The sequence below is a fragment of the Thalassospira marina genome, assembly GCF_002844375.1.
GTDB lineage: Bacteria > Pseudomonadota > Alphaproteobacteria > Rhodospirillales > Thalassospiraceae > Thalassospira > Thalassospira marina.
Genome location: NZ_CP024199.1, coordinates 2,862,389 through 2,888,605, shown reverse-complemented (window position 1 = coordinate 2,888,605; position 26,217 = coordinate 2,862,389). Strand labels below are relative to the sequence as shown.

General features: G+C 55.0%; 18 protein-coding genes. 13 read left to right on the top strand and 5 right to left on the bottom strand.

All coding sequences use genetic code 11. The features are described from left to right. Position 1: 1 nt before the first annotated feature. From hemA to CSC3H3_RS13130, 5 genes are all read left to right on the top strand, one after another. The gene (hemA, locus tag CSC3H3_RS13150) at positions 2–1,363 is read left to right on the top strand and encodes a glutamyl-tRNA reductase (protein ID WP_101268167.1); all 1,362 of its coding nucleotides are present in this window, start codon (positions 2–4) and stop codon (positions 1,361–1,363) included. Continuing rightward, positions 1,360–2,442, top strand: coding sequence for a peptide chain release factor 1 (gene prfA, locus CSC3H3_RS13145; RefSeq protein WP_101268165.1), 1,083 nt, complete (start codon positions 1,360–1,362; stop codon positions 2,440–2,442). The genes hemA and prfA overlap by 4 nt, the downstream gene beginning before the upstream one ends. Continuing rightward, positions 2,432–3,412, top strand: a complete 981-nt coding sequence (gene prmC, locus CSC3H3_RS13140) for a peptide chain release factor N(5)-glutamine methyltransferase (protein WP_245881116.1) — start codon at positions 2,432–2,434, stop codon at positions 3,410–3,412. The genes prfA and prmC overlap by 11 nt, the downstream gene beginning before the upstream one ends. Before the next feature lie 462 nt (positions 3,413–3,874). After that, entirely contained in the window at positions 3,875–4,858 is a 984-nt protein-coding gene (locus CSC3H3_RS13135) for a DUF4167 domain-containing protein (protein ID WP_101285117.1), read from the top strand. Positions 4,859–5,485: 627 nt separating this feature from the next. Continuing rightward, positions 5,486–7,078 (top strand): type IV secretory system conjugative DNA transfer family protein, encoded by a 1,593-nt coding sequence (locus tag CSC3H3_RS13130; protein WP_101285116.1) that lies wholly within the window; start codon positions 5,486–5,488, stop codon positions 7,076–7,078. Between the two features lie 231 nt (positions 7,079–7,309). Here CSC3H3_RS13130 and CSC3H3_RS13125 read toward each other — a convergent pair whose 3' ends face one another. Further along, entirely contained in the window at positions 7,310–8,077 is a 768-nt protein-coding gene (locus tag CSC3H3_RS13125; RefSeq protein WP_101285115.1) for an MOSC domain-containing protein, read from the bottom strand. 435 nt (positions 8,078–8,512) lie between these two features. Between CSC3H3_RS13125 and clpB the strand changes: the two genes are divergently transcribed. The 3 genes from clpB (at position 8,513) to CSC3H3_RS13105 (ending at position 13,629) form a co-directional block, all read left to right on the top strand. After that, the gene (gene clpB / locus CSC3H3_RS13115; protein WP_101285113.1) at positions 8,513–11,107 is read left to right on the top strand and encodes an ATP-dependent chaperone ClpB; all 2,595 of its coding nucleotides are present in this window, start codon (positions 8,513–8,515) and stop codon (positions 11,105–11,107) included. 155 nt (positions 11,108–11,262) lie between these two features. Further along, on the top strand, positions 11,263–12,099 hold the full coding sequence (locus tag CSC3H3_RS13110; RefSeq protein ID WP_245881115.1) for a DUF4197 domain-containing protein: 837 nt from the start codon (positions 11,263–11,265) through the stop codon (positions 12,097–12,099). 198 nt (positions 12,100–12,297) lie between these two features. Then, on the top strand, positions 12,298–13,629 hold the full coding sequence (locus tag CSC3H3_RS13105) for an SAM-dependent methyltransferase (protein WP_157831893.1): 1,332 nt from the start codon (positions 12,298–12,300) through the stop codon (positions 13,627–13,629). Positions 13,630–13,688: 59 nt separating this feature from the next. Here the strand turns inward: CSC3H3_RS13105 and CSC3H3_RS13100 are convergent, their stop codons facing one another. From CSC3H3_RS13100 to CSC3H3_RS13090, 3 genes are all read right to left on the bottom strand, one after another. After that, positions 13,689–14,105: an ATP-binding protein gene (locus CSC3H3_RS13100; protein WP_101285110.1), complete on the bottom strand. Its 417-nt coding sequence runs from the start codon at positions 14,103–14,105 to the stop codon at positions 13,689–13,691. Between the two features lie 142 nt (positions 14,106–14,247). Beyond that, positions 14,248–15,144: a substrate-binding periplasmic protein gene (locus tag CSC3H3_RS13095; protein ID WP_101268145.1), complete on the bottom strand. Its 897-nt coding sequence runs from the start codon at positions 15,142–15,144 to the stop codon at positions 14,248–14,250. Between the two features lie 201 nt (positions 15,145–15,345). Then, a complete protein-coding gene (locus CSC3H3_RS13090; protein ID WP_101285109.1) occupies positions 15,346–17,163 on the bottom strand; it encodes an AMP-dependent synthetase/ligase in 1,818 nt (605 codons plus the stop codon). Between the two features lie 167 nt (positions 17,164–17,330). On the opposite strand from CSC3H3_RS13090, the gene CSC3H3_RS13085 reads away from it, so the two are divergent. Further along, positions 17,331–19,106: a M3 family oligoendopeptidase gene (locus CSC3H3_RS13085; protein ID WP_101285108.1), complete on the top strand. Its 1,776-nt coding sequence runs from the start codon at positions 17,331–17,333 to the stop codon at positions 19,104–19,106. A gap of 1 nt (position 19,107) precedes the next feature. Further along, positions 19,108–20,484, top strand: coding sequence for an ABC1 kinase family protein (locus CSC3H3_RS13080; protein ID WP_101285107.1), 1,377 nt, complete (start codon positions 19,108–19,110; stop codon positions 20,482–20,484). 85 nt (positions 20,485–20,569) lie between these two features. Here CSC3H3_RS13080 and CSC3H3_RS13075 read toward each other — a convergent pair whose 3' ends face one another. Beyond that, complete coding sequence (locus tag CSC3H3_RS13075; protein ID WP_101285106.1) at positions 20,570–22,315, bottom strand: hypothetical protein; 1,746 nt, start codon at positions 22,313–22,315, stop codon at positions 20,570–20,572. An 870-nt stretch (positions 22,316–23,185) separates the two neighbouring features. On the opposite strand from CSC3H3_RS13075, the gene CSC3H3_RS13070 reads away from it, so the two are divergent. From CSC3H3_RS13070 to CSC3H3_RS13060, 3 genes are read left to right on the top strand one after another with little or no spacing between them, the layout of a single operon-like run. Further along, on the top strand, positions 23,186–24,364 hold the full coding sequence (locus tag CSC3H3_RS13070) for a Re/Si-specific NAD(P)(+) transhydrogenase subunit alpha (protein WP_101268135.1): 1,179 nt from the start codon (positions 23,186–23,188) through the stop codon (positions 24,362–24,364). Further along, the gene (locus CSC3H3_RS13065; RefSeq protein ID WP_101268134.1) at positions 24,357–24,788 is read left to right on the top strand and encodes an NAD(P) transhydrogenase subunit alpha part 2; all 432 of its coding nucleotides are present in this window, start codon (positions 24,357–24,359) and stop codon (positions 24,786–24,788) included. Before CSC3H3_RS13070 ends, CSC3H3_RS13065 begins: the two co-directional genes overlap by 8 nt. Before the next feature lie 15 nt (positions 24,789–24,803). Continuing rightward, positions 24,804–26,201, top strand: a complete 1,398-nt coding sequence (locus CSC3H3_RS13060; RefSeq protein WP_101285105.1) for an NAD(P)(+) transhydrogenase (Re/Si-specific) subunit beta — start codon at positions 24,804–24,806, stop codon at positions 26,199–26,201. Positions 26,202–26,217 lie beyond the last annotated feature (16 nt).

The window sequence follows — 26,217 nt, the reverse complement described above, 5'->3', positions numbered from 1 at the left end:
GGTGAGTGAGGCGGCGGGACGCGACGAAGCCGGAGACTGGCCGCTGGACCGCTTGATGGTGGTTGGGACCAACCACCGGCGATCCAGTGAGGAAACGCGCGACCGCCTTTTCATTGACGAAGCCCGTTTGCCGCAATTCCTGGGGGTTATCACCCAGGCGCGGCTGGGGCAGGCGGTTGTGGTTTCGACCTGCAACCGTACCGAAATCCACCTGCTGGCCAACGAGGCCGAACGGGGCCGCGAACGCGTTATCGACCTGATGGCGCTGTGGGCCGATCTGGACCGTGACCAGCTGGCAGCCGAACTTTATATTCGTAACGGGCGCGAAGCGCTGCGCCATGTTTTTGCCGTTGCTGCGTCCCTGGACAGCCTGGTGATTGGCGAACCCGAAGTTTTCGGCCAGATCAAGGATGCCCACAAAATTGCCCGTGCCCACGGCCTTGTTGGCCGCGAGCTTGAGCAGGTTTATCAAACGGCCTATGCCATTTCCAAAAAGGTCCGCAGCCAGACGGGGATTGGGCAGGGGGCGGTTTCGATTGCGGCGGCCGCACAGTCCGTCGCCCGTGACCTGCATGGGGATATTGGCAATTGCGCGCTGCTGTTGGCCGGTGCGGGTGATATGGGCGAACTGATTGCCGCATCCCTTGCCGAACGGGGCATTGGCCGCATCATGGTGACCGACAGGTTAACCGCGCGTGCCCGCCTTGTTGCGCGCCGGCTGGAATGCCACTGGTCGGATATGGGCGATCTCGACCGCCTGCTGGCCGAGGCCGACATTGTGCTGACGGCTGGCGGATCACGCCGTTACCTGATTAACCGTGAAATTGCGTTAGCAGCGGTAAAGCGCAGGCGGTATCGCCCGGTATTGATGATTGATACGGCCGTTCCCGGCGACATTGACCCGCAGGTCGATGATATTTCGGAAGTCTTTTATTACCGGCTGGAAGACCTTGAAAAAATCGCTGCCGAAGGGCGCGGCGGACGCGAGGAAAAAGCCGACGAAGCCTGGGCGATGGTCGAGGCGGAAGTGGACCATTTCGTGCGGGTGCGGGCGGAACGGGCCGCAATCCCGGCACTGGCGGAATTGCGCCAGCATTTTGATGCCGTGCGGGCAAGCGCGCTGGCCGAAAGCCATGGCGATGCCGAAAAAGCCACCCGGCTTTTGGTTAATCGGCTGTTGCATGCGCCCACACAAGCCCTTAAAGACCTAGCAGCCACCACCGGCGGCGCCGGGACGATGGAATGGGTCAAGGCGCAAAAATTGCTGGGGCGGCTGTTTCCGCTTCATCCGGCCGAAGATGACCAGACAGACCGTCAGGACCCTTTGGACCCGGCAGATACAGATCAGGAGAATAAAGAGTGAGTTTGGACCCAGCAAAGCTGCATGGTGTTGTGCGCCGGTTTGACGAGCTTAAATCCCTGCTTTCGGGTGGTGCCGGAGACAGTGACAGCTTTGCCAAGCTGTCTCGCGAATATGCCGAATTGCTGCCGGTTGTTGAAAAGATCGAGGCGTTTCAGCGCCTGCATGATGATCTGGCCGGGGTGAAGGAACTGCTGGCGGACCCGGAATCAGACCGCGAAATGCGCGAAATGGCCGAGGCCGAACGCCAGGAATTGCTGGAGCAACTGCCCGAAGCCGAACATGCCGTAAAGCTGATGCTGCTGCCAAAGGATGCGGCAGACGAAAAGAACGCCATTCTTGAAATTCGCGCCGGTACGGGCGGTGAAGAAGCCGCCCTGTTTGCGGCGGACCTTTATCGCATGTATCAGCGTTATGCCGAGACTCGCGGTTGGCGGTTTGAACTGATGGATGCCAGCGAAAACGACCTTGGCGGGTTTAAGGAAGTGGTGGTCAATGTTTCGGGGGCAGGGGTGTTTGCCCGCCTGAAATATGAAAGTGGCGTGCACCGTGTGCAGCGTGTGCCGGTAACTGAAACGGGGGGGCGTATTCATACGTCTGCTGCAACCGTTGCCGTGTTGCCCGAAGCCGAAGAGGTCGATGTGCATATCGACCCGAAGGATTTGCGTATTGATACCTATCGGTCGCAGGGCGCGGGTGGGCAGCACGTGAACACTACTGATAGTGCCGTGCGTGTTACCCATATTCCGTCGGGTGTTGTTGCTGCCTGCCAGGAAGAAAAGTCGCAGCATAAAAACAAGGCCAAGGCCATGAAAATGCTGATGACGCGCCTTTATGACCATGAACGCGAAACCAAGGATGCCGCCCGCGCGGCCGACCGCAAATCGCAGGTGGGATCGGGTGACCGGTCAGAACGTATTCGCACCTATAACTTCCCGCAGGGGCGTGTTTCGGACCATCGGATTAACCTGACACTGTACCGGCTGGATGATTTTATCACCGGTGGCCCGGCAGTTGATGAAATGATTGATGCCCTGATTTCCGAAGACCAGGCGCAGAAGCTCGCCGAAATTGAAAATTAAGCCCGCCATGAACGAAGGCGCCCCGGACAATACCCCTGCTACCCTGGGGGATTTGATGAACTGGGCCGTCGTGCAATTGCGCGGTGCCGGGTGCGATACGGCCCGGCTTGATGCGCGTATTTTGCTTTCGGAAGCCTGCGGGGTTGATGCCAGCCGTATTCTGGCATGGCCGGAAGACAAGGTAACGGATGACGCCGTAACGCGCTTTCGTGCCATGATTGCGCGGCGGATCGCCCATGAGCCGGTATCGCGCATTTTGGGAAAACGTGATTTCTGGCGGCATAGTTTCAAGGTTACGGCTGATACCCTTGATCCGCGCCCCGATAGCGAAACGCTGGTTGAATGGGCGATTGAATGCGTGACGAACAGTGCCGGTGAAGTTCCAAATGAAGTTTCAAATAAGGCACCAACTGGGGCTTCAAATGCCGGGAAGTCGCCCGCTATTATCGATTTTGGTACGGGCACGGGCTGCTTGATATTGTCGGTGCTGGGGGATGTGCCCGGTGCAACCGGCATTGGTGTGGATATCAGCCCCGGTGCGGTTGCCTGTGCGCGTGAAAATGCCGAAAGTCTGAAATTGGCTGATCGTTGCCGGTTTGTTGTTTCCGACTGGGACTGTGATCTGGATCGTGAATTGGGTGGGAAGACATTGGCGGCAGGATTTGATATCATGCTGTCCAATCCGCCCTATATCGCACAGGACGAAATGGCGGACCTTGCCCCCGATGTTCGCGATTATGACCCGTATAACGCCCTAAGCGACGGGGCAGACGGGCTGGGGGCCTATCGCATTCTGGCCGGGGTTGCCGCACGGCTGGTGCGGCCTGGTGGAATGGTTATTTTTGAAATTGGCCGTGGCCAGGAAAAAGCCGTTCATGACCTTTTGACACAGCATGGATTTGACGCCATCGAATATCGCCGTGATCTGGGGGATATCGTGCGCTGTGTTGGTGGACGCAAAGCCGGGTAAAAAACGGCTTTGGGATGCGGTGAAAAATCAGCCTGAAGATCCGGGTAAGGATTATGGCCGGGTTAGATGTGCAAATTTTGCCTGTTTATCGCCTGTTATCAGGGCAGGGATGATCAATTGTGCAGTCAGTAAGCAATTGTGTTTACTGAATAGTTCGCCCGTGCGTGATTAACGGCAACGATGTTGTAAAAAAAATGAAAGAACGGAAAAAAACAGTTGGAATAAGCCAGCAAGACATATAGTTTGTCCTGAGCAGGCCGGGTGCCTGACGCGCTTTCTAATTGCGCCGTGTTCCCCTGTAAACAGTAACAAATCTCCGTTCCTTAAATTGGTCATCGGTTGATTTCAGACGGTACCGTTTGGCCGGTACTGTTTTTCGGGAAATGTGTTTTTTCAGACGGATTGGTTCCGGGGCACAATCGTGATGACCCCGGGTGTCCTCAACGCCAACAGTATGTTGATATGAGAAATAACAATAAACGTCCGCGCGGGCGGCCACAGCCTAATAAACGTCCTGTAAATCCGAAATTTCAGAACTTCGACAGTAACGGTCCGGACGGGCGCGTGCGCGGTAATGCCCAACAGGTTTACGAAAAATACGTGTCGCTTGCCAAAGATTGCACCGACGATCCTGTTCTGGCAGAAAACTATTATCAGTATGCCGAACATTATTATCGCATTCTGCAGTCGGCGATCGAATGGGAAAACCAGCGCCGCGAGGCACAGCCGCGTTCCGAACGGAACGAGCGGAACAACAGTGATCGCAACAATAACGACCGCAATAACAATGATCGTCACAACAACGATCAGCGTGGCAACCGTCATAACAATGCCGAACACCGTGCAGAGGATGCATCCGCGCAGGATGTAGCACAGGACCAGAACGGCAATGTTGTGGATGGGGATGCGGGCGATGTTGCCGCTGCCAACCAGAACCAGCAGGAAACCGCGGTGAGCGCGCAGGACGAAGCCAAACCGGCACGTACCCCCCGCGCAACGCGTACCCGCACCCCGCGCAAGCCCAAGGCCGAAGCCAGCGAAGCCGCCGAAACCGCCGATGATGCACCCGTTGCACCGGCCGTAGAAGCCGCTGACGCAGCCGAAGCCGCGGATGCCAGCGAGGAAGCCGCACCGAAACGTGCCACGCGCACCCGCCGCACCACAACGCCCCGTGCCCCGCGTAAAACCGCGGCAGCCAAGGCGGCTGATGATGCCAGTGCTGATGACGCCGTTACACCGGCCGCCAGTGCCGATGATGCGCCTGCTGATGCCGTTTCTGATGTTGAAGGCGATGGCAGCGACGAGAAAAAGCCGCGCAAGCGTGCTGCTTCGACGACCCGCACCCGTGGCCGTCATCCGACTGCACGGCGTGGCCGCAGCCGCGTTGGCAGCCGTGAAGATGGCGACGAAGGCAGCGATGCCGAAAGTGAGAAGGTTTCAGCCTGATCACGCGTCATTGTTTCTGACGGTATGATTTTAAAACCCCCGGCCACATCATGGTCGGGGGTTTTGTTTTGGCAGGTTGCCGGCGCTGACTGCTTGCTGCTGATCGATGATGCTGGTTGCGGGTAAGGGAAGCATAAGCCGGTAAAACTGCGTATTTGTCCGGCATCGCAAACAGCGATTGTGCAACACCACTTCCTGTAGGTATAAAGCATTTTCATACCATTGTATGGTCGTGTGCCTTTTGTTCCGGGGCCTTTGGCTTTTGGGGACAATGTGGAACAATCGTTCTGCCTTGGCCGCGATCCATGCTTTTATGATTATTCGACACGGTGATTGGCTGGTTACGTCTTTGGGCAGGGGAACCTGTATATCCGTCGTCTGACAATGGCCGGGCTGCATGATGCTTGGCGCGATCCCAAAGGGGGCGGATTTCAGGGGTGATATCCGCCGTTAAGGGTGGTCGGCGAAGGGATGGTCGCAGAAAGCCGGGATTGCGGTGGTCATGGCTGTTGCCATACTGGGCTGACAGGGCAGGGGGACCATGCCCATATAAGAAAATGATGCTTTGGCCGTTTTGATGCCAGGGTATGGGATATGCCCGCAAATGCGGCATAAGGGGAGGACGCAATGGGGCCTGCTGGCTTCAGGGTATTGATGGTTCTGATGCTGGGGCTGGGTGCGCTTGTCGTTGTCATCGGGATGATGGCGCGTGACGATGCGCTGGTTTTGGCCGGGCTGACCTGCGGTGTCATTCCCTTGATCGTGCGTCTGTTTGTCGGGTTGCTGGCACCCTATCTTGGCAATCCGCAAAGGGCCGAAAAACAGCCCGAACCCTCGCCATTGCAGGAAGCCGCGATTGCCAGGCGCAACGACCATTGGGCCGATGAAGAAAGCCTGCAACAGGGCGGTGTGCTCGAAGCGGACCCGCAGATTTATCTGGCGCGGCTAGCGGATAAATCGGCCATGATCGGTTTGCAATCAGTCCGGCGGCTGATGACATTTAGCAATGCATCGATTGATTTTTACCAAAGCAGCGTGATCCCCAACGCATTGACCACCCGCGATAACCTGCTGGTTTTTGAAAATGACGGGCTGGTGTGCAAGGCCGTTCGCGACCGCCGGGCGCAACTGGGGCAAAAGGTAATTGTACTGGACCCGTTTGGCCGGTCCGGCAGTACGCCAGATACCTTTAACCCGTTTGATTTTATGCGCCCGGAAGGGGCCGCGTTGATTGCCGATGCCGCAATGATCGCCGATCTGTTGCTGGCCCCGCATTTTGTGCGTGACCTGGACCCGCAGGATGCCCGTGTCGCACGGGTTTTGTTGCAGGGTTTGATCATTCACACCTACCGCAATCAAAACGAAAGTGTGCGCCATCTGACGGAAATGCGCCATAGCCTGACGTTGCCATCGCACCGGTTTTATCCGCTGCTGGGTGAATTGATTGACATTGACGTGACGGAAGGGCGGATTTCCGATATTGCCCTGTCGATCATGGATATGTCCGAAGACCGGCGCGAAGCGATCCTTGATGCCTGCCGCAATGCGACGGAAGTGTTCGAGCTGGGATCAATCGAAAATGCTACCAGCAGCACCAGCTTTACCCTGGAAGATATAACCGTGCGCGGCGCGTCGATCTTTATTATCGGCAACCCGCCGGAAAGTTATGATGAAACCCTGCTGGCCTGGTGCCGGGTGATGCTGGGCTGTTTCCTGTTGTTGATTTCCAGTCGCGACGGGCGGCAGATGCCATCCTATCTGGTGATGCTCGACCGGGTGGAAACGCTGGGGCGGCTGGTGCAGCTTGAACGCCTGCTGGGCGGTGGGGGCGGCAGCAATGCCGGGCTGACATTATGGCCGTGTTTTTCGGGCGTCAGTGCCGTGATGGATGTGTGCCACAACTGGGAAAATGTCGTTGGGCGCAGCGATGTCGTGCAGATTTACGGCCAGGATGGTGCCTTTGACCTGGATTGGGCAGCGGGATTAACCGCCATGTCGCGCTTTGCCGATACCGGCAGCCGCACCGGGCAAAGCGATGCGCCGGTGCATTTGCGCGGGCGCGACAAGGAAGCGATGATGAAATCCGTCGAAGTGGCCCGTATGTCGCCATCCGAACAATTGCTGTTTTGCAAGGGGCTGCCGCCCATTCGTGCGGCCCGCCTGCAATGGGCCGATGACGATGCCTTCCGCCTGCTGGCAACCCGCCCGCCAACCTTTTGACATCCGCGAAATTAACTGAACATAGACCACGGCCAGGCGGTTTGGCGCGAAAAGGTAAGCGCGACTAACCTGCTGGAAAATGGCTGGTTTGATGTATCTGCATCTTTATCCCCAAACGTTGCCGGTTCGCAAAATGGGTGCCCAAATGCAAAAGGCATGGCCATAACCCGAAAGGCGGGAAGGCCATGCCTTTTATGAAACTGGTAAGCCCACCCCCGGGGGAGGGTTGGTTTAGTCAACAGTGACGCTATCACCCGGTTTGATGGTGCCAGCACTTGTCGCTTCCAGATAAACCCCCATGAACAGGTGGTTCATCCCCTTGCGCAGCAAAAGCGGCACATTGATATCGGACTGGGCGGTATCGGGGTTAATTGTGGTGGCCTTGCAACGGGTGATCGGGTGGATCATGCGGAAGGACACATCGCCAATGGTGATTTTCTGGTCTTCTGCCCATTCCAGTTCGGACCAGGCCGGCAGGCCATCGACCAGGAAATTGCCGCGAAAGCGCATCGGGTCCACATGCTGGCTGGCGATGCGGTCGCCAAAGTCGCGGATGGATTCGCGATTGAGCAGCGCGATATAGGGTTGTTCCATGTCGCCAAAATGGGTGCCCGGCACCGACATGATTTTGGGTGATCCGGCAATGTCGTTTTTCAGAAACGCGGTCAGGAAATCCTCGATCACGGTGCGGCCCATCGCATCTTCAAGGTTGCCTTTGCAGATGGTGCGGCCGTTGCGCAAAATGGCAAGTGTGGTGGTTTCATCGTTATATTCGATGCCCAGTTCGGCAAGCTTCGGCGTGTTGACCAGCTGCAGGAAGTTGCTTTTGCGTGCCCAGCCATCCAGCCCGCCCTGACCAACCGATGCGCTGCTTGCCAGCACATAGCGGCGGTCATCCTTGATCATTGCGCTTGTATCAATGGTGGCAGCGTCCATTTCCACGCCGCGCAGCCCCTTGACCGGATAGCGCATGATTGCGCCAAGTTCACCGTTTGCCATTTTATTTGCCTGTCTGTTCGTAAAGGGCCGGTCATGCGGCCCTTTAGCGCCATGTTGATAGGCAGACGTTAAAGATTGCGCCTGTGCTCGGCAAGTCCGCAATTGTCCTGATTTTTAATCGATACAATCTGTAAATGCAGGGCGCTGTGATTTTGCAAAACCGTGGAAAACCGGGGCCGGTTTGTGATAAAATAGGGCGTTGTTTCAGGCGTTTGTCCACCGTTTGACGTGATCGCGTTTTTTAAAATGGTGAGAAGGCGAAAAACCTGCCGGTTTGCACGGATAGGTACTTGCGCTGGCAAAAGCTTGTCACATATCAAGGATGTTCCTGTGCTGTTCTTATAGGATAAGGGCAGATGGGAACACCATCATTGGCGCGGATGCTTCCAAGAAGGTCCGCAGAAATGCCCCTGTTGGCTCAAGGAGTGACAGAAAATGGAATTTGAAAAGTTTACTGACCGGTCCAAGGGATTTTTGCAGTCGGCCCAGTCATTGGCCCTGCGGGAAAATCACCAGCAACTGGTTCCCATTCACCTGCTTAAGGTGCTGCTTGATGACGAGGAAGGCCTGGCTGCCAACCTGATCAAGGCACAGGGCGGTGATGCCAAACGTGCGCTGGAACTGACCGAACAGGAATTGGCAAAGCTGCCAAAAGTGACCGGTGCCAATGCACAGGTTTATCTTTCCAGCGAATTTGCCCGCCTGGTGGACGAGGCGCAAAAGGTCGCCAAAAAGGCAGGTGACAGCTATGTCACCGCTGAACGCCTGCTTTTGACTTTGGCGCTGGATGCCAAATCGCTTGCGGGTAAAGTACTGGCGGATGCTGGTGTAACGGCGCAAAAGCTCAATACCGCGATCAATGATTTGCGCAAGGGCCGCACGGCCGATAGCTCCGGTGCGGAAAGCCAGTATGATGCCCTTAAAAAATATGCCCGCGACCTGACAGAAGCCGCACGCGAAGGCAAACTTGACCCGGTGATTGGCCGGGACGAGGAGATTCGCCGTGCCGTGCAGGTTCTTTCCCGCCGGACCAAGAACAACCCGGTTTTGATCGGCGAACCTGGTGTGGGTAAAACCGCCATTGCCGAAGGCCTGGCGCTGCGTATCGTTAAGGGTGACGTGCCCGAAACCCTTAAAAGCAAAAAGCTTTTGTCGCTGGATTTGGGGGCATTGATTGCCGGTGCCAAATTTCGCGGCGAGTTTGAAGAACGCCTGAAAGCCGTTTTGTCCGAAATCGAGGCAGAAGCGGGCCAGGTGATCCTGTTTATTGACGAATTGCACACCCTGGTTGGGGCCGGTAAATCCGAAGGGTCGATGGATGCCTCGAACCTTTTGAAACCGAAACTCGCCCGTGGGGAGCTGCATTGCGTCGGGGCCACCACACTGGATGAATATCGCAAATATATCGAAAAGGATGCCGCCCTTGCCCGGCGTTTCCAGCCGGTATTTGTCAGCGAGCCGACGGTGGAAGATACGGTTTCGATCCTGCGCGGGATCAAGGAAAAATACGAACTTCATCACGGGGTGCGTATTGCCGATAACGCGCTGGTGGCGGCGGCAACGCTTTCAAACCGTTATATCACCGACCGCTTTTTGCCTGACAAGGCGATTGATCTGATGGATGAATCCGCCTCCCGCCTGCGGATGGAACTGGATTCCAAACCCGAAGAAATTGACGAACTGGACCGGCGGATCATTCAGCTGAAAATTGAACGTGAGGCCCTTAAAAAGGAAGAGGATGTTGGTTCGCGTGACCGGCTGGGCAAGCTTGACAAGGAATTGTCCGATCTTGAGGACAAATCCGCCGAGCTGACGGCAAAATGGGAAGCACAGAAAAACGAACTGGCGGCATCAACCCATATCAAGGAACAGCTTGATCAGGCCCGCGGTGAACTGGAACGCGCAATGCGTGATGGTCACCTTGAGCGGGCCGGGCAGTTGCAGTACCAGGAAATTCCGGCGCTGGAACGCCTGCTGATCAAGGCCGAGGAAGATCAGGCCAATACCGGCCTGAAAGACGAGGCCGTGACCGAAAAGCATATTGCATCGGTGGTGTCGCGCTGGACGGGCATTCCGGTTGATAAAATGCTGGAAGGCGAGCGTGAAAAGCTGCTGGATATGGAAAATGTCCTGCGCAAGCGTGTGGTCGGGCAGGATGATGCGGTACGTTCCATTTCCAATGCGGTGCGCCGTGCGCGCGCAGGCTTGCAGGACCCGAACCGGCCGATTGGCTCGTTCCTGTTCCTTGGCCCGACGGGTGTGGGTAAAACCGAACTGACCAAGGCCCTGGCACAGTTCCTGTTTGATGATGAACAGGCAATGGTGCGCATTGATATGTCTGAATTCATGGAAAAACATGCCGTGGCACGCCTGATTGGTGCCCCTCCCGGTTATGTTGGCTATGATGAAGGCGGATCCTTGACCGAGGCCGTACGGCGGCGCCCCTATCAGGTCGTGCTGTTTGACGAGGTGGAAAAAGCCCACCCGGATGTCTTTAACGTTTTGCTTCAGGTGCTGGATGAAGGCCGCCTGACGGACGGGCAGGGACGCACGGTGGATTTCCGTAATACGCTGATTGTTCTGACATCGAACCTGGGTGCCGAAATTTTGGCAAACCAGGGCGAAGGCCATGACAGCAGCGAAGTGCGCAGCCAGGTGATGGAAGTGGTGCGGGCATCGTTCCGCCCCGAATTTCTTAATCGGCTGGATGAAGTGTTGCTGTTCCATCGCCTGGAACGTGCCCAGATGGATTACATCGTTGATATCCAGTTGGGTCGCCTCGAAAAACTGCTGGCAGATCGCAAGATCACGCTGAAGCTTGATGACTTCGCCAAAAGCTGGCTGGCCGATAAGGGCTATGATCCGGTTTATGGTGCCCGTCCGCTTAAACGTGTGTTCCAGCGCTATCTGCAAAACCCGCTGGCAATGCAGATACTGGAAGGCATCGTACGCGATGGCATGACGGTGCCTGTTTCGGCCGAAGGCGGCATTTTGCTGCTGAATGGCAAGAAGGTTGAATTGCCGGATTAATCCGGGACATATCGCCTGACAGCGGATCAAAACTTTGCAAACCCCCGGTATTTTTGAATGCCGGGGGTTTTGTTTTACAAACATATTTTGGCCGCGATGTTTGATCAGATAGAATGGTGTTTTCCGTTCCTTCCATCCATCCGGAGCCTTCTTTCATGTCCCTGTCTTCATCGAAAATTATTGTCGCGGCGTCACTTGCGGTCATGGGGGCGGGCATTTTTGCTGTTTCGCAACCGGCACAGGCGGAAAATTCTTTTTTCAGCTCGGCGAAAAAGGCCCTTGGCACGGTGATGGGGGGCGAATCTTCTGGCTCGGGCACATCAGGCAATAATGCAACGTCGTCTGGCAGCACGACCGGCACGCAAAACAGTGCGATTTCCGGCCTGTCGCAGGGCGTGGTTGATGATGGCCTGCGCCAGGCGCTTGATAAGGGGATTGGCACGGTAACGGCGATGCTGGGCAAAAAAGATGGTTTTAACACCGACCCGGTTGCACATATCCCGCTGCCTGATACGGTAAAACGTGCGCAAACTCTGCTGAACAAGGCAGGTATGGGCAGTTATGGCGATGAAATTGAACTGCGCATGAACCGTGCGGCTGAAAGTGCCATGGATAATGCCGGTAATATTCTGGTCGATGCCGTCAAGAAAATGACGGTGGCCGATGCCAAGGCGATTTTGCAGGGACCGGATGATGCCGCGACCCGCTATCTGCAAAAGGTTTCCGGCACTCAGATTGCCGATGACATGCGCCCGGTCATGAATGATGCCCTTTCCGATACCGGTGCCTTGCAGCTTTATGACCAGATGCTGGGCCAGTATGACAGCCTGCCGATGATGCCCGATATCAAAACATCCCTGACCGATTATGCAACCGATGCCGCGATGAAAGGCCTGTTCCATTATCTGGCACAGCAGGAAGGGGAAATTCGCAACAATCCCGGCCAATGGACGACCGATGTGCTGAAAAAGGTGTTTTCGGCCGCCCAGTAATAACCGCCCCCGACATGCCCGGCGCAAAAGATGCACAATATCGGCAACATCCTGATTTCACAGTTGTTGCCTGTCTGCGTCTGATGACTGGGCGTGTGGCATAAATGGCAATATCAAGCCGCGATCCTTGCTGGTCGCGGCTTTTATTTTGTCGCGATGCCTGCCTGTTTTGTCATTTCAAAAATGGGGGAGGGGCGTTTGACCGATTATATCGATATCAGCGCAAAAACAGAACGGTTACACCAGATTATCGAAAACTTTCTGGCATTACCGGGCAGTGACCTGGTGGGTAATCAGCGCGACATTTTGGAAATGGTTGATATTCTGGTTGCCATAACCGGTGTGGACCTTACGCCCAATAGTGCACTGGATTGCCACACGGCAACGGCAAGCGGAAAGGCTGTTTCACTGGTAACCGCCGGTCGGTGCGCATTGGAATTTATGCGTAGCCAGGTTTTTATGCGCGGCTGTTATCAGGCGATTTGTGACCAGCAAAACGGGCGAAATCCGGTTGAGGTTCTTTATGGTGGGACCGGGCCATTCGGCCTGTTGATTATACCGTTGCTGCCGTTCTTTTCGGCAGATGATATTCAGGTGACGTTGCTTGACATTCATCAGCCATCGCTGGATTACGTAAAAAAGCTGATTGATGTTTTAGGTGTGCAGGACCGTATTCGCACCATTGAGTGCGTCGATATTTTGAAGTGGCCTGTGCCTCACGCGCATTACGATGTTATCGTTTCTGAAACCATGACAGCAAGGCTGCATGCCGAACCACAGGTCGCGATTTTTACCCATTTGATTTCCGGCCTGAAGCCAACGGGCGCGTTGGTGCCACAGGAAGTGACCATTGATGCCGCGCTGCAATCCTATTCCCATAAGGGTGATGATGCCCTGCCAATCGGACGGTTATTTACCCTGAATCGCGAAAATGTGCAGGCATTGAGCCGGGGAGATAATAGCTGCTTGAAGTGCCAGTTTGAAGCCCCGGCACAAACCACGCCTGCGCATGTTCGTTTGTTTATCACGACTGATATTTGCGTTTATGACGGCCATGTCCTGGGGGAAAATCAGTGTTCGCTGAACCTGCCGTTGCGCTATGATATTCACGATGTTTCACCACAAAGCCGGTTTGAGGTGGAATATGTGATGTCGGATATGCCTGAACTTGTCGTGAAGCATATTGCCGTGCCCAAGGTGCCGTTATCCCCTGTCTGGGAGGATCAAAGCCCGGCTGGTTTGCCAGCCCTGGTAACCTGGTGGCGATTTATGGAAAGCGAGAAACGCGGGGGTGATGGCAAGGCTGCCCTGCGTGCATTAGTAACAGCCAGCCAGCGGCAGGAACTGATGGGGCTTTTGAATTTGAACTTTCCCGATGATCTTGCGAGGATTTACACCTGCCGCACGATTGAAGACCTTGAAACCCTTATTCTGACGCGTAATGGCGGTACGATTTCACCGGCCTTGCTAGCAAGTCTGGGTGAGTTTGCCAAGGCTGCAGAATTAGGTGGGGCAGCGAGGCCTGCCTAGCAGCACCGCTGGCTGTTGTACGGGGCAGTTAGACCTAACGTGATGATTTGCCTGCTGCTTTAGGGTTTAGGCAGCTTTTCCCAACGATTGTGCATGTCGCGAATGCTGTGTTCGGGAACATCGTGGATGGATTTGAACTGCCCCTGGCATTCAATGATTTGTACCGGAATGCCCAGCGTCTTTGCCATATCAAGGTAGGGCTGCATTTCCCAGATCTGGCTGAAAGTATTGGCAACGATAACATGGTGGCCCGCCTGCAGATGCTGACGGGTTTCCTGCTCGCAACGTGCATGTACTTTGCCCAGTTTCGTTGCCGAGAACCGGTAACGGCCCTTGGCATCGGTCATGAACATGTCTGCCTCGATGTGGAAATGGTCATCGGCCTGGCACAGGCGGCGGGCAAGGGTTGATTTACCCGAGCCGGGAAGTCCACGTATCAAAAGCAGGGATGGGCCGTTATTTTCTTCAGCATTCATGCAGGGCAACCGGATTATGAGGTGGGCTGATTTAACCGGCACTGTCGCAGATTGCCCCGCGGCGCGCCAGTCTGGCGGCACTGTGCCCCGAAATTTGTTTGCTGATGGGTTTCTTTATGGTTCGGCTGAGGGAGTGCCGGTGTTAATTGCCCAGCATGTTGCGCCCGTTATCTTCCGCCATGCCAAAAATCAGCGGTGATCCCACCGATTTCAGATATTGCACCAGTACGGTTGGCATCAAATCATCCTGATAAAGACTGCGGATGGTTTCGTTAAAACGATCCGCCAGGACGATGCAGTTGCTGTGCTTGGAAAACAGGGCATATAGCGCCTCGCCCGCGACATTGACCCGGTCAAAGACAAGGTCGGGAAAATCGTGGTTGCGCAGTACATCTCGCGCAACGGCATCGCTGGTCAGAAGGTAGTCCGCCCGGCCCGCCGTTATCATGCGCAGGCCTACTTCAATTTCCGGGACTTCGGTAATGGATAGCTGGTTTTTGGCAATGGCGGTGTCTACTTCCACGCCATGGCTGTCGCCCCGGCGTAGCAGCCCGCGCTTGCGGCGCAAATCTTCGAGGGACGGATTATCAATATCGATGGTTTTGTCATGGATGGCGACGATGCGTTCATAGCCAATGGGAATGTCGCTATAGGTTGCCCAGGAAAGCCGGTCGCGGGTGCGATAGGCCGCCGTGATAAAATCAACACCGCCATTTTGCGTTTCAAGCAACAGCCGCGCCCAGGGCATTTGCACCAGTTCGACATTTACATCCATTTTCTGGAAGGCGCGTTTGGCCACCTCGATGGAGGCACCATGTACCCCGCCATCGGGCGACTGATAGGAAAAGGGTGGATAATAACTGTACCCAACCGTGACCTTGTCACATGTACCCTGTGCGCTGGCAGGTCGGGCGAAGGGGAGCTGGAAAAGGAGCATCAGCAAAAAGGCCATCAGGCACAAGGATGCCTTTGCCGGCAGGGTCGGAAATGCTGCCAGAATTATCTTGCGAAATTCGGGGTCGTTCCGTGCGTTTTTCATCCCGCCAGTATGGCGAATTCAGACGTGCAATACAATCAGAGCGATAATCTTAGTGTGTGGTGATTTCTTTTTGGGTGCGCTGCCAAATGTGAATTGGCAGGCCAAATGGCTAAAGCACCGTAATTTTAACGCCCGGTTGACGGGTTGGGGGAGATGTCTTCGCCGGTTTTGCCCCGGCGAAGACATGGCATGGATGGCAAATTAATTTTGCCGTTTGCGCTGATAAAGGGCTTTTAGGCGCTGATCATAGGCTGCACGGATCTTGTGACGGCGAATCTTCATTGATGGCGTCAGCATTTCGTTTTCGATGCTAAAGGCGCTATCGGCAAAGGCAAAGCTGCGGACCTTTTCGATGGTGGAAAGGCGGGTATTCACCCGGTCCACGGCCAGACGGATCATTTTGCGGAATTCTTCGTTTTCCGACAGGGTTTCGATTTTGTTTTCCACGCCATTGGCCCGGGCAAAATCGCGCATCACGTCTTCTTCGGGCCACAGAATGGCAACCAGATAAGGCTGGTCATCGCCATAAACCATCGCCTGGGCGATTTCGGTTTCCAGCGTCAGCAGGCCTTCGATCCTCTGGGGTGATATGTTATCGCCGCCGGAATTGACGATAATGTCCTTCTTCCGGTCCGTGATCATCAGGCTGCCTTCTTCATCGAACTGGCCGATATCGCCGGTATGAAGCCAGCCATCGATGATGGTTTGCGCGGTGGTTTCGGGCAGGTTCCAATAGCCTTTCATGATGCTTTCGCCGCGCAGAAGAATTTCGCCATCATCGGCAATTTTGCATTCCACACCCAGCATGGGCGGGCCGACGGTGCGAAGTTTGTTGTTTTCGGCACGGTTGCACGAAACCACCGGGCTGAATTCGGTTTGGCCATAGCCCTGCAAAATGCGTAACCCGCAGGAAACAAACAGCACACCCAGTTCATAATTCAGCGGCCCACCACCCGAAACCATGGCCTTGAGGCGACCACCAAACCGCTGGCGCAGCTTGCGGCGCAGCAGCAATTCGCACACAAGGTTCTGGACCCATTCAATCGGGTTCAGGCGTTCGCCTTCGTATTTTTTGCGGCCCAGGCGCAGGGTCATATTAAACAGTTTGAGCTTGAAACCGCCTTCCTTTTCAAGGGTGCGGCTTAAGCGCTGGTATAGCATTTCATAAAGCCGGGGCACCGCCGTCATGATGGTCGGGCGGACCTCGGCCATATTGGCGGCAAGCTTGTCCAGGCTTTCGGCATAATAGATCTGGGCATTGATGCTCATGGCGAAATAAAGCCCGGCCGTATGCTCGTATGAATGGGACAGTGGCAGGAAGGACAGGAAAACTTCGTCGTCAATGCCGAGGGTGTCGATGATGTCAAACGCGCCCGAACAGTTGCTGATGATTGCCCCGTGGCTCAGCATCACGCCCTTGGGGGCGCCACCGGTGCCTGATGTGTAAATCAGGCAGGCGGTGTCGTTGCGTTTGATATTGGCAACCCAAGCATCAACATCGTCATCCAGGGCGTCGCCCTGTTCGATTACGTCGTCCCACTTAGAAATGGTGATGCCGCCGACAAAGCTTTGGCCCCAATCCTCGATCGTGATGGCATGGCGGCAGCGCCCGGAATCCAGCGCGCCATGCAAAAAGGGCTGTGCCAGCTTTTTGGTCGAAATGATTGCCAGGCTGGCGCCTGAATCCTCGATGATATGCAGATGGTCGCGTTCGGTATTGGTGGAATAGGCCGGTGCGGTGAGCGCGCCCACACACATGATCGCCAGATCGGCAATGCCCCATTCCGTGCGGTTTTCCGAAAGCAAAATAACCCGGTCGCCCGGCCTTATGCCGAATTTGTAAAGCGATCGGGCAAGGGCACGCACCTGTCGCGCGGCTTCGCGCCAGGTGGTGGGGACAAATTCGTCAGTCTCGGGGGATTTGGTCCACCAAAGGGGCTTGTCGCCATTTTTCGCGGCCAAATCGAAAAACATCGACGGCAAGTTCTGCCACTGGGCATAATCCTGCAAATTCGTCATGGCGTTTCCCTGTTATTGTTTTCATATATATAAGTCATTAAGCGCCTGTGCCAATGGCAGCAAGATAAACAGTTTTTTATCTTTTTGTCCCGTCGCGCTGGCGATGAAAATATCTTTGTCTTATATCGCAGCAAAGACTTTTATGTTCCGAATTATCTGGAGGACCAATGAACGCGATCAACAAGAACCTGCCGACCTGGGATCTGAGCGACCTTTACGCGGATGCCAAAGACCCGGCCATTCGCCGTGATCTTGATGATGCCAAACAGCGTTCGGAGGCGTTCCAGAAGGAATATCAGGGCAAGCTTGCTGACCTTCCGGGTGAAACCCTGGCCGCAGCCATTGCCGAATATGAGGCGATTTCCGAAATTTGCGGGCGCATCGGGTCCTTTGCCGGCCTGTTGCATGCTGGTGATGGCAGCGATGCCGCCATTGGCCAGTTTTACCAGGGTGTGCGCGAACAGCTCACCACCATTTCCAGTTTTACGCTGTTTTTTGGTCTGGAACTGAACCGGATCGAAGAAGCCGCCCTGCAGGCAAAATATGATGCAAGCCCGGCTTTGGCGCGCTATCGCCCGTGGCTGGATGAAAACCGTTCTTTCCGCCCGCATCAGCTTTCAGACGAAGTCGAACAGGTTTTGCATGAACGCGAAGTGGCCGGTTCGGGTGCCTGGATCCGCCTGTTTGACCAGACGATGGCCGAATTGCGCTTTCCCATCAATGGTCAGGACCTGACCATGTCCGAAGCGGCCAATATGCTGTCTTCGACCCGGGTGGAAGACCGCAAGGTTGCCGCAAAATCGATTGGCGATGTGTTGGGCAAGAACATCAAATTGCTGGCACACATCACCAATACCCTTGCCAAAGACAAGGAAATTGACGACCGCCTGCGCAATTTTGCCACCCCGGTCAGTGCGCGCAACCTGTCCAACCAGGTTGAAGACGATGTTGTCGAGGCCCTGCGCGAAGCAGTGACATCATCCTATGGTGATTTGTCGCACCGTTATTACAAGCTGAAAGCCAAATGGTTTGGCGTTGACCAGCTTGATTACTGGGACCGTAACGCGCCGCTACCCGAAGATGATGACCGCGAAATCGCCTGGGATAATGCGCGGGAAACCGTGTTGAAGGCATATGGCGAATTTTCCGAAGACCTTGCTGCCATTGGCAAGCGGTTCTTTGATAACCCCTGGATCGACGTGCCGCCGCGTGCGGGCAAGGCATCGGGCGCATTTGCACATCCGACCGTGCCATCCGCACACCCGTATCTGCTGCTGAACTATCATGGCAAAACCCGCGATGTGATGACCCTTGCCCATGAACTGGGTCATGGCGTGCACCAGATTTTGGCAGGCGAGCAGGGCTATTTCCTGTCAGATACGCCGCTGACACTGGCGGAAACCGCATCGGTATTTGGCGAAATGCTGACTTTCCAGTCGATGCTGCGCGCTGAAACCGACCCGAAAATGCGGCGTATCATGCTGGCGGGCAAGGTTGAGGATATGCTCAATACCGTGGTGCGCCAGATTGCGTTTTTTGAATTTGAAAAGCGTGTCCATTCCAAGCGTCGCGAAGCGGAATTGACGGTCGATGAGATCTGCGCGATCTGGCTGGACGTACAGAAGGAAAGCCTGGGTGATGCGATCCGTTATGACGAGGAATATAAATATTACTGGTCATATATCCCGCATTTCATCCATTCGCCGTTTTATGTTTATGCCTATGCCTTTGGCGATTGCCTGGTGAATTCGCTTTACGACGTTTACCAGCATTCCGAAGAAGGTTTTCAGCAGAAATATTTTGAACTGCTGAAAGCCGGTGGCACCAAACGCCACCAGGAGTTGCTGGCACCGTTCGGGCTGGATGCATCGGACCCGGCCTTCTGGCAGCGCGGGCTTAACATGATCAAGCGTCTGATTGACGAGCTGGAGGAACTTTCCTGAGATGAGCGACGATAACGACGACGATTTTCGCCAATCCGAAGATAATCGTTTTGGCGGGCGGGTGCGTCGTTATGCCCGCGTGGGTGCGTCAGCCGGGAAACTGGCGACGCGCCTTGCGGTGGGCAAGGTCTTTGGCGGCGAAGTTGATCATGGCCGGTATGCCGCCGATTTGACCGCGGCACTGGGCGGGCTGAAAGGCCCGCTGATGAAAGTGGCGCAAATATTATCGACCATTCCCGATGCCCTGCCGCGCGATTATGCCGATGCCCTGGCAGGTTTGCAGGCCGATGCACCGCCGATGGGCTGGCTGTTTGTAAAACGCCGGATGCGTACCGAACTTGGTGCGGGCTGGCAGGACAACTTTGCCGATTTTGGCCGCGATGCTGCTGCCGCCGCATCACTGGGTCAGGTGCATAAGGCAACCCTGCCTGACGGGCGCGATGTGGCCTGCAAGCTGCAATATCCCGATATGGCGGCAACGGTTGAGGCCGATTTAAAACAGCTTCGCGCGGCCTTTGCCATTTATCGCCGTTATGACAGTGCGATTGATGCCGAAAACATCCAGTTGGAATTAAGTGCGCGCCTGCGTGAAGAACTGGATTACGAACGTGAAGCGCGGCAAATGGCGCTTTATGGGCATATGTTGCGTGATGAGGCCCATGTGCATGTGCCCGAACCGATAAGTGACCTGACAACCCGCCGCCTTTTGACCATGACCTGGCTTCAGGGCGGGAAATTGCAGGCCTTTGTTGATCGTAACCCCAGCGAGGAAGAGCGCAACCAGGTGGCATTGAACATGTTCCGTGCCTGGTATGTGCCCTTTTATAAATATGGCGTTATTCATGGGGATCCGCATCTGGGCAATTATTCCCTGCGCGATGATCTGAGCGTCAATTTGCTGGATTTTGGCTGTATCCGGGTGTTTCAGCCCGCATTCGTTGGGGCGGTGATATCGCTTTATCAGGCGTTGCGTGACAATGACCGCGACAAGGCGGTGGCGGCCTATGAAAGCTGGGGCTTTAACAACCTTTCCAATGAACTGATTGATGTTCTGAATATCTGGGCGGGGTTTGTTTACGGGCCATTGCTTGATGATCGCGAACGCAAGATGGAAGAAAGCAATTCGGTTGCCTATGGTGCCGAGGTGGCAGGCAAGGTGCATTCGGAATTGCGCCGTCTGGGCGGGGTGAAGCCACCACGGGAATTTGTGCTGGTGGACCGTGCTGCCGTTGGCCTTGGATCGGTGTTTTTACGCCTGGATGCCAAGGTGAACTGGTATCGCATTTTCCATGATCTGGTGCAGGATTTTGACGAGGCCGAACTGGCGCGCAGCCAAAACGAAGCCCTTGAAAAAGTGGGCCTGGATCGCCCTGAATGACAGGATACCCGTTACAGATAACGAAAAAAAAAGCCGGGCCAGAATTTGGTCCGGCTTTGCTGTTTTAGGTTCCCATGCCCGGTTGTTAGTTGCCCGGAACCGTTGGCAGGTCGGGGCTGATGCCATCAAAGATATGGCTGATTTCCAGGCCGTCGCTGGAACCAAAGGTATTGTGGCAACCAAAGCAGCCATTGGCCTGTTCGAATGTTTCCATCGATGTGTTGGCCAGAAGGGGCGATCCGATAATGGCCGTGGCATTGCCATGTTCGGGAATGCTGCCATCGCTGGTCCAGACTGCGCCGCTTAGAAAGTAATATTGCCGCGGGTCGGTGGCATTTTGCGCGACAAGGTTGGTTTTGACATCGCGGTTTAGTGAAATGATCTGCGTTGTTTGGGAAATGGCGGTGGTGTCGCTTTGGGCCTGTGCATTTCCCCACGGATTGAGGCGGGTGACATTGGAAGGTTGGATCGGATCATTGCCATTGGGGCCGATGATTTCGTTATCACCAACGCTGATGATGTCGGATGTAAAGATGCAGCCTGCTGGCATCGGTGTGCTGTCGCAGCCCTTGGCATATTCGGTGACGGCATCGACAATTTCACCGTTGGAATAAAGCCAGCCGGTTTTTGTTTGCGGGTCGGAAACGGCAACGACCTGGTTTTTGTCGTTCGTGTAATAATAAAGGGCGTTGGGCGCGTTATTTTCATGCTCGATGGTAGCCCAGACCATTTCCGGGTGGCCTTGCACGGTGCCAACCACATGCATACCGACCAGTGCCATTTCGCGCGTGGCAGATTCCTTGACCATCCAGTGATTGGGATTGCTGCGGTCATAAACCGGGATTTTCAGGTTCTGCAGGATATATTTACCCGCACTGTCCGCGGGCAGGGTGGCGGCCTCGACCCAGCTTGATTTGACTTCGACCGCCATGGACAGAAAATCAACAGCGGGTTCGATTTGCGGAATAATTGAGGAGGACTGCGTTGGCGCGGTAGCGGGCTTTACCGGTTTTTCGGTCGCTGTCATGGTGCCGCTTTTGCCGTTTGGCGGGCAAAGAAGTTTCTCGATCGCAGCGGGGATCAAACCCTTTTCCACATAATTGTTTTGCTGGGCATAGGCCAAAACAGCACAGGTTTCTGCTGCCGTGGTCGGAAATTGTGGGGCCAGCGGGGTGCCCTTGGTTTTGCCTGACAGAAGGTTTTTATAAAGGCTGAGGAAATAGCCATATTGCCGGTTGGTATGCACACCGTAATAGGTCAGTGAGGATTGTTTTGTGGCATCGACTGGCTTTTGGGTCAGCAAAACGCCATTGCCACCCGCCTGGCCGATGCTTTCATCCTCGTCCTTTTTTGCGGTGCGCAGGCTGATGGCAAGGTTATCGCCATTACCGCCCTCGCCCTGGGCCAGCAGTTCTTTGTGGTCGCTTGAGAGGCGGTAGAAAAATTCGGTATCGAAAACAAGGGGAAGCGTTGGCGGATAGTGCCGTGTTGCTGGTTGGGTGCTGACATCGTCGATGGTGGATGTCAGCCACAGAAACATCTGTGCGCCCCATTTGTAAAAATCGCAATGGTCCGGATTCTGGGCTTCAAAATTCGGGCCATTGACCGGAAAGATATAGGGCATGCCGCTGGTCTGGTCATAGACCGGGCTGGTCAGACCAAAAAGCGGCAGGGTGATCCAGCTTTGGAATTCGCTGCTGGGCAGGCTGCATTTGCTTTTATCCACGTCAGGCGGAAAATAGGTTTGGGCCTGCGCCGTTGCCGTTGCGCCCATGGCCCAAATCCCGATGGCTGTGCCAACCAGCCGGTAAAGACATGTTCCCTGTTTCATCGCTGTCCCCGTTCAAAAGAAAAACCCGTAACTGGCAAAGATGCCGGACTCGTTTGACGTTGATGCAGGGAAGGCTGTGAAATGCGCGAAACATGCCGAAGAACGAATCGGCGCGAGTCTTTTAAGGGCGCTTCTTTTTATGCGTGTGGGGTTTTACGGGGGCGTGTTGTTATAAATTGCTGTTTTTTACGCAAAATTTTTGGGTCGTTTGCGCCCGGAATCCAGAAAAAATAATGGCATGGACCCTTGCTTTATAAAGGGTTTAATGAAAACCTGTGGGTGTATTTTAAGGGTTAATTTAACTATCTGCGTTTGTTAAAAATGCGGAATATGCCCAAAAATCAATGGATTAATTGATTTCATGATGGAATGACACTTGTTCCATATCGATAAAGGTGTGTATGGTTTTCCGCACATAGTGGTAAAGTGCAGTTATAAACCGTAAAGTGGTTAAGTTATGTTTTTGTCAGGTTTTGCTGTTGAGCTATTGAGAAGAAAATCGCATCTTTCGGTCAACGCAGACAAAGCGGGGCGCTGGTGAATGTTTGTCCTGAGCATCACTGGCGGGTGGGACCCGGTTTGTCACCAAGGCTTTGCAGCCTCGGAAAGCGTGGTGGGAAAGTGGGCGGTTTCTTCTGTTTGTTCAGAGGAACCGCCTTTTTTCGTCTCTGGCCGGAATTTGCCGCCTTGCGGGAAATAAGGGCAGGGGCATTGCAGCATGGGTTGTGATGCCATTGGCCCGAAAAGGGCCAGCCTGCCGGACAAGGGTTTCATAAAACAATACCAAAGCCCCGGAAACAGGGGCGCTACAATAACGAATAACCGACATACCAGACAGGATTGTTAAATTAGGGAAGGAGGTACGACGCGATGAAGCTGGCCGTTCCAAGGGAAATATGGCCCGGTGAGAAACGCGTTGCCATCACACCGGACACCGTTAAAAAATATACGGGTCTGGGATTTGAGGTGGTGATCGAAACCGGTGCAGGCGAAAACGCATCCATTGCCGATGATCGTTATACTGATGCCGGTGCAACCATTGCCAAAACGGCCAAGGCCGCAACAGCGGATGCCGATGTCATCCTTAAAGTGCGCCCGCCGATGGTCGAGGGGAAAACCAATGAACTGGCCGCCTATAAAAAGGGTGCCACGGTTATTGGCCTGATCGAACCCTATGACCGCGCAGAACTGATTGGCAAAATGGCCGAAGCGGGCCTTGCCAGCTTTGCCATGGAGCTGGTGCCGCGTATTTCGCGTGCGCAATCCATGGATGTTTTATCCTCGCAATCGAACCTTGCCGGTTACCGTGCCGTGATTGATGCCGCCCATGAATTTGGCCGCATCTTCCCGATGATGATGACGGCGGCTGGCACCCTTGCCCCCACCCGTGTTGTGGTGGTTGGGGCCGGGGTTGCCGGTTTGCAGGCCATTGCCACGGCCAAACGTCTGGGGGCTGTTGTATCGGCCTTTGACGTGCGCCCGGCCGTAAAGGAACAGGTCCAGTCCCTGGGCGGTACCTTTATCGAGGTCGAGGATGACGACGCAGCAAACGCCGAAACTGCCGGTGGTTATGCGCGCGAAATGTCCGACGACTATAAAAAGAAGCAGGCGGCAAAGCTCAAGGAAGTGCTGGCGAAAACCGATATCGTCATCACAACCGCGCTTATTCCTGGCCGTCCGGCGCCTGAAATTGTTACCGCCGATATGGTGGCGGGCATGAAAAATGGCTCGATCATTATTGACCTTGCATCGGAACGCGGTGGCAATGTTGCCGGTGTGAAGCCCGGTGAAAGCACGGTCACGGAAAATGGCGTTAAAATCATTGGTCCGTCGAATATCGTCAGCTCGGTTGCGACGGATGCCACGGCGATGTATGCCAAAAACCTGCTGAACTTCGTGACCCTGATGGTCGATAGCGAAAAGAAGGCACTGGTCTTTAACCGTGAAGACCAGATCATTGCCGAAACCATGCTGACACAGGATGGCAAGGTGGTTCATCCGAAATTTGGCGGTGAAACCGCACCGGAAACGGAGGCTGCAAATGGTTGATCAGTCTGTCTCACAGTCTGCCAATGACTTGCGCGATTCCGCCCTTGGCCTGGCGGAAAAGGCTGCCAAACTTGCCGATCAGCTTGCGGCGGGTGCACATGATGCCGCAACGGGTGCGGCCCATGCCGCATCAACCGGCGGGGTCAGCCCCACGGTTATCGGCCTGACGGTTTTTGTGCTGGCGTGCTTTGTTGGCTATTACGTGGTGTGGAAGGTCACACCGGCCCTGCATTCCCCCCTGATGGCGGTTACCAACGCCATTTCATCGGTCATCATTGTTGGTGCGCTTCTGGCGGCCGGCCCGATTGACATGAACATTTCCAAGGTAATGGGCTTTGTTGCCGTGGTGTTGGCATCGATCAACATTTTCGGCGGGTTCATTGTCGCGCAGCGCATGCTGCAGATGTTCAAGAAAAAGAAGTAGGGAAGGGGAAACAATATGTCGGAAAACCTCTCGGCTTTTCTGTATCTGGTCGCCTCGGTCTGCTTCATTCTGTCCCTGCGCGGTCTTTCTTCGCCTGATTCGGCACGTACCGGCAATATGCTGGGTATGGTCGGTATGGCGATTGCCATTTTCACCACACTCGCCTCGCCCGAGGTGCTGTCTTACACCACCATTATTGCCGGTATCCTGATTGGCGGCGCGATTGGCACCATCATCGCCCTTAAAATCAAGATGACGGCGCTGCCCCAGCTTGTGGCGGCTTTTCACTCGCTGGTTGGACTGGCGGCTGTATTTGTTGCCGGGGCGGCACTTTATTCACCAGGTGCCTATGGCATCGGCACGGTGGGTAATATTCACCCTGCCAGCCTGATTGAAATGGGCCTTGGCGTTGCCATCGGTGCCATTACCTTTACCGGTTCTCTGATTGCCTTTGGCAAATTGCAGGGCATTGTTTCGGGAACCCCGGTTCAGTTTTCGGGTCAGCACCTGCTTAATCTGGGTATCGGTATTGCCATTATCGTGGTCGGCATCATTTTTGTTTCGACCGAAAGCCATTTTGCTTTCTGGCTGGCTGTTGCGCTGGCACTGGTGCTGGGGATCACGCTGATCATTCCGATTGGCGGGGCGGATATGCCGGTGGTTGTCTCCATGCTCAATTCCTATTCGGGTTGGGCGGCATGTGGCATTGGCTTTACCCTGCAAAACAACGCGCTGATCATTACCGGCGCGCTGGTGGGCGCATCTGGCGCGATCCTGTCCTATATCATGTGCAAGGGCATGAACCGGTCGATCTTCAACGTCATCCTTGGTGGTTTTGGTGCCGAAGGTGGCGGAGCGTCCGCTGCAGGTGGTGATGCCGACCGGGCTGTAAAGTCCGGCTCGTCGGATGATGCATCCTTCATCATGAAAAACGCATCAAGCGTCATTATCGTGCCGGGTTATGGCATGGCGGTGGCCCAGGCCCAGCATGCATTGCGCGAAATGGCCGACCTTTTAAAGGCCGAAGGTGTGAATGTGCGTTATGCCATCCATCCGGTGGCAGGCCGCATGCCGGGCCATATGAACGTTCTGCTGGCCGAAGCCGGCGTGCCATACGAAGACGTGGTGGAAATGGACGAAATCAACCGTGATTTCGGCACCGCCGATGTCGCCTTCGTCATTGGTGCAAACGACATTACCAACCCGGCTGCCAAAACAGACCCGTCATCGCCCATTTTCGGCATGCCGGTGCTTGACGTGGAAAAGGCCAAAACGGTGCTGTTCGTTAAACGCGGTATGTCGGCAGGCTATGCTGGCATCCAGAACGAACTGTTCTTCAAGGACAACACCATGATGCTGTTTGGCGACGCCAAAAAGATGTGTGAGGAAATCGTCAATCAGCTTGATGCGTGATGGCATCTTAGACCCA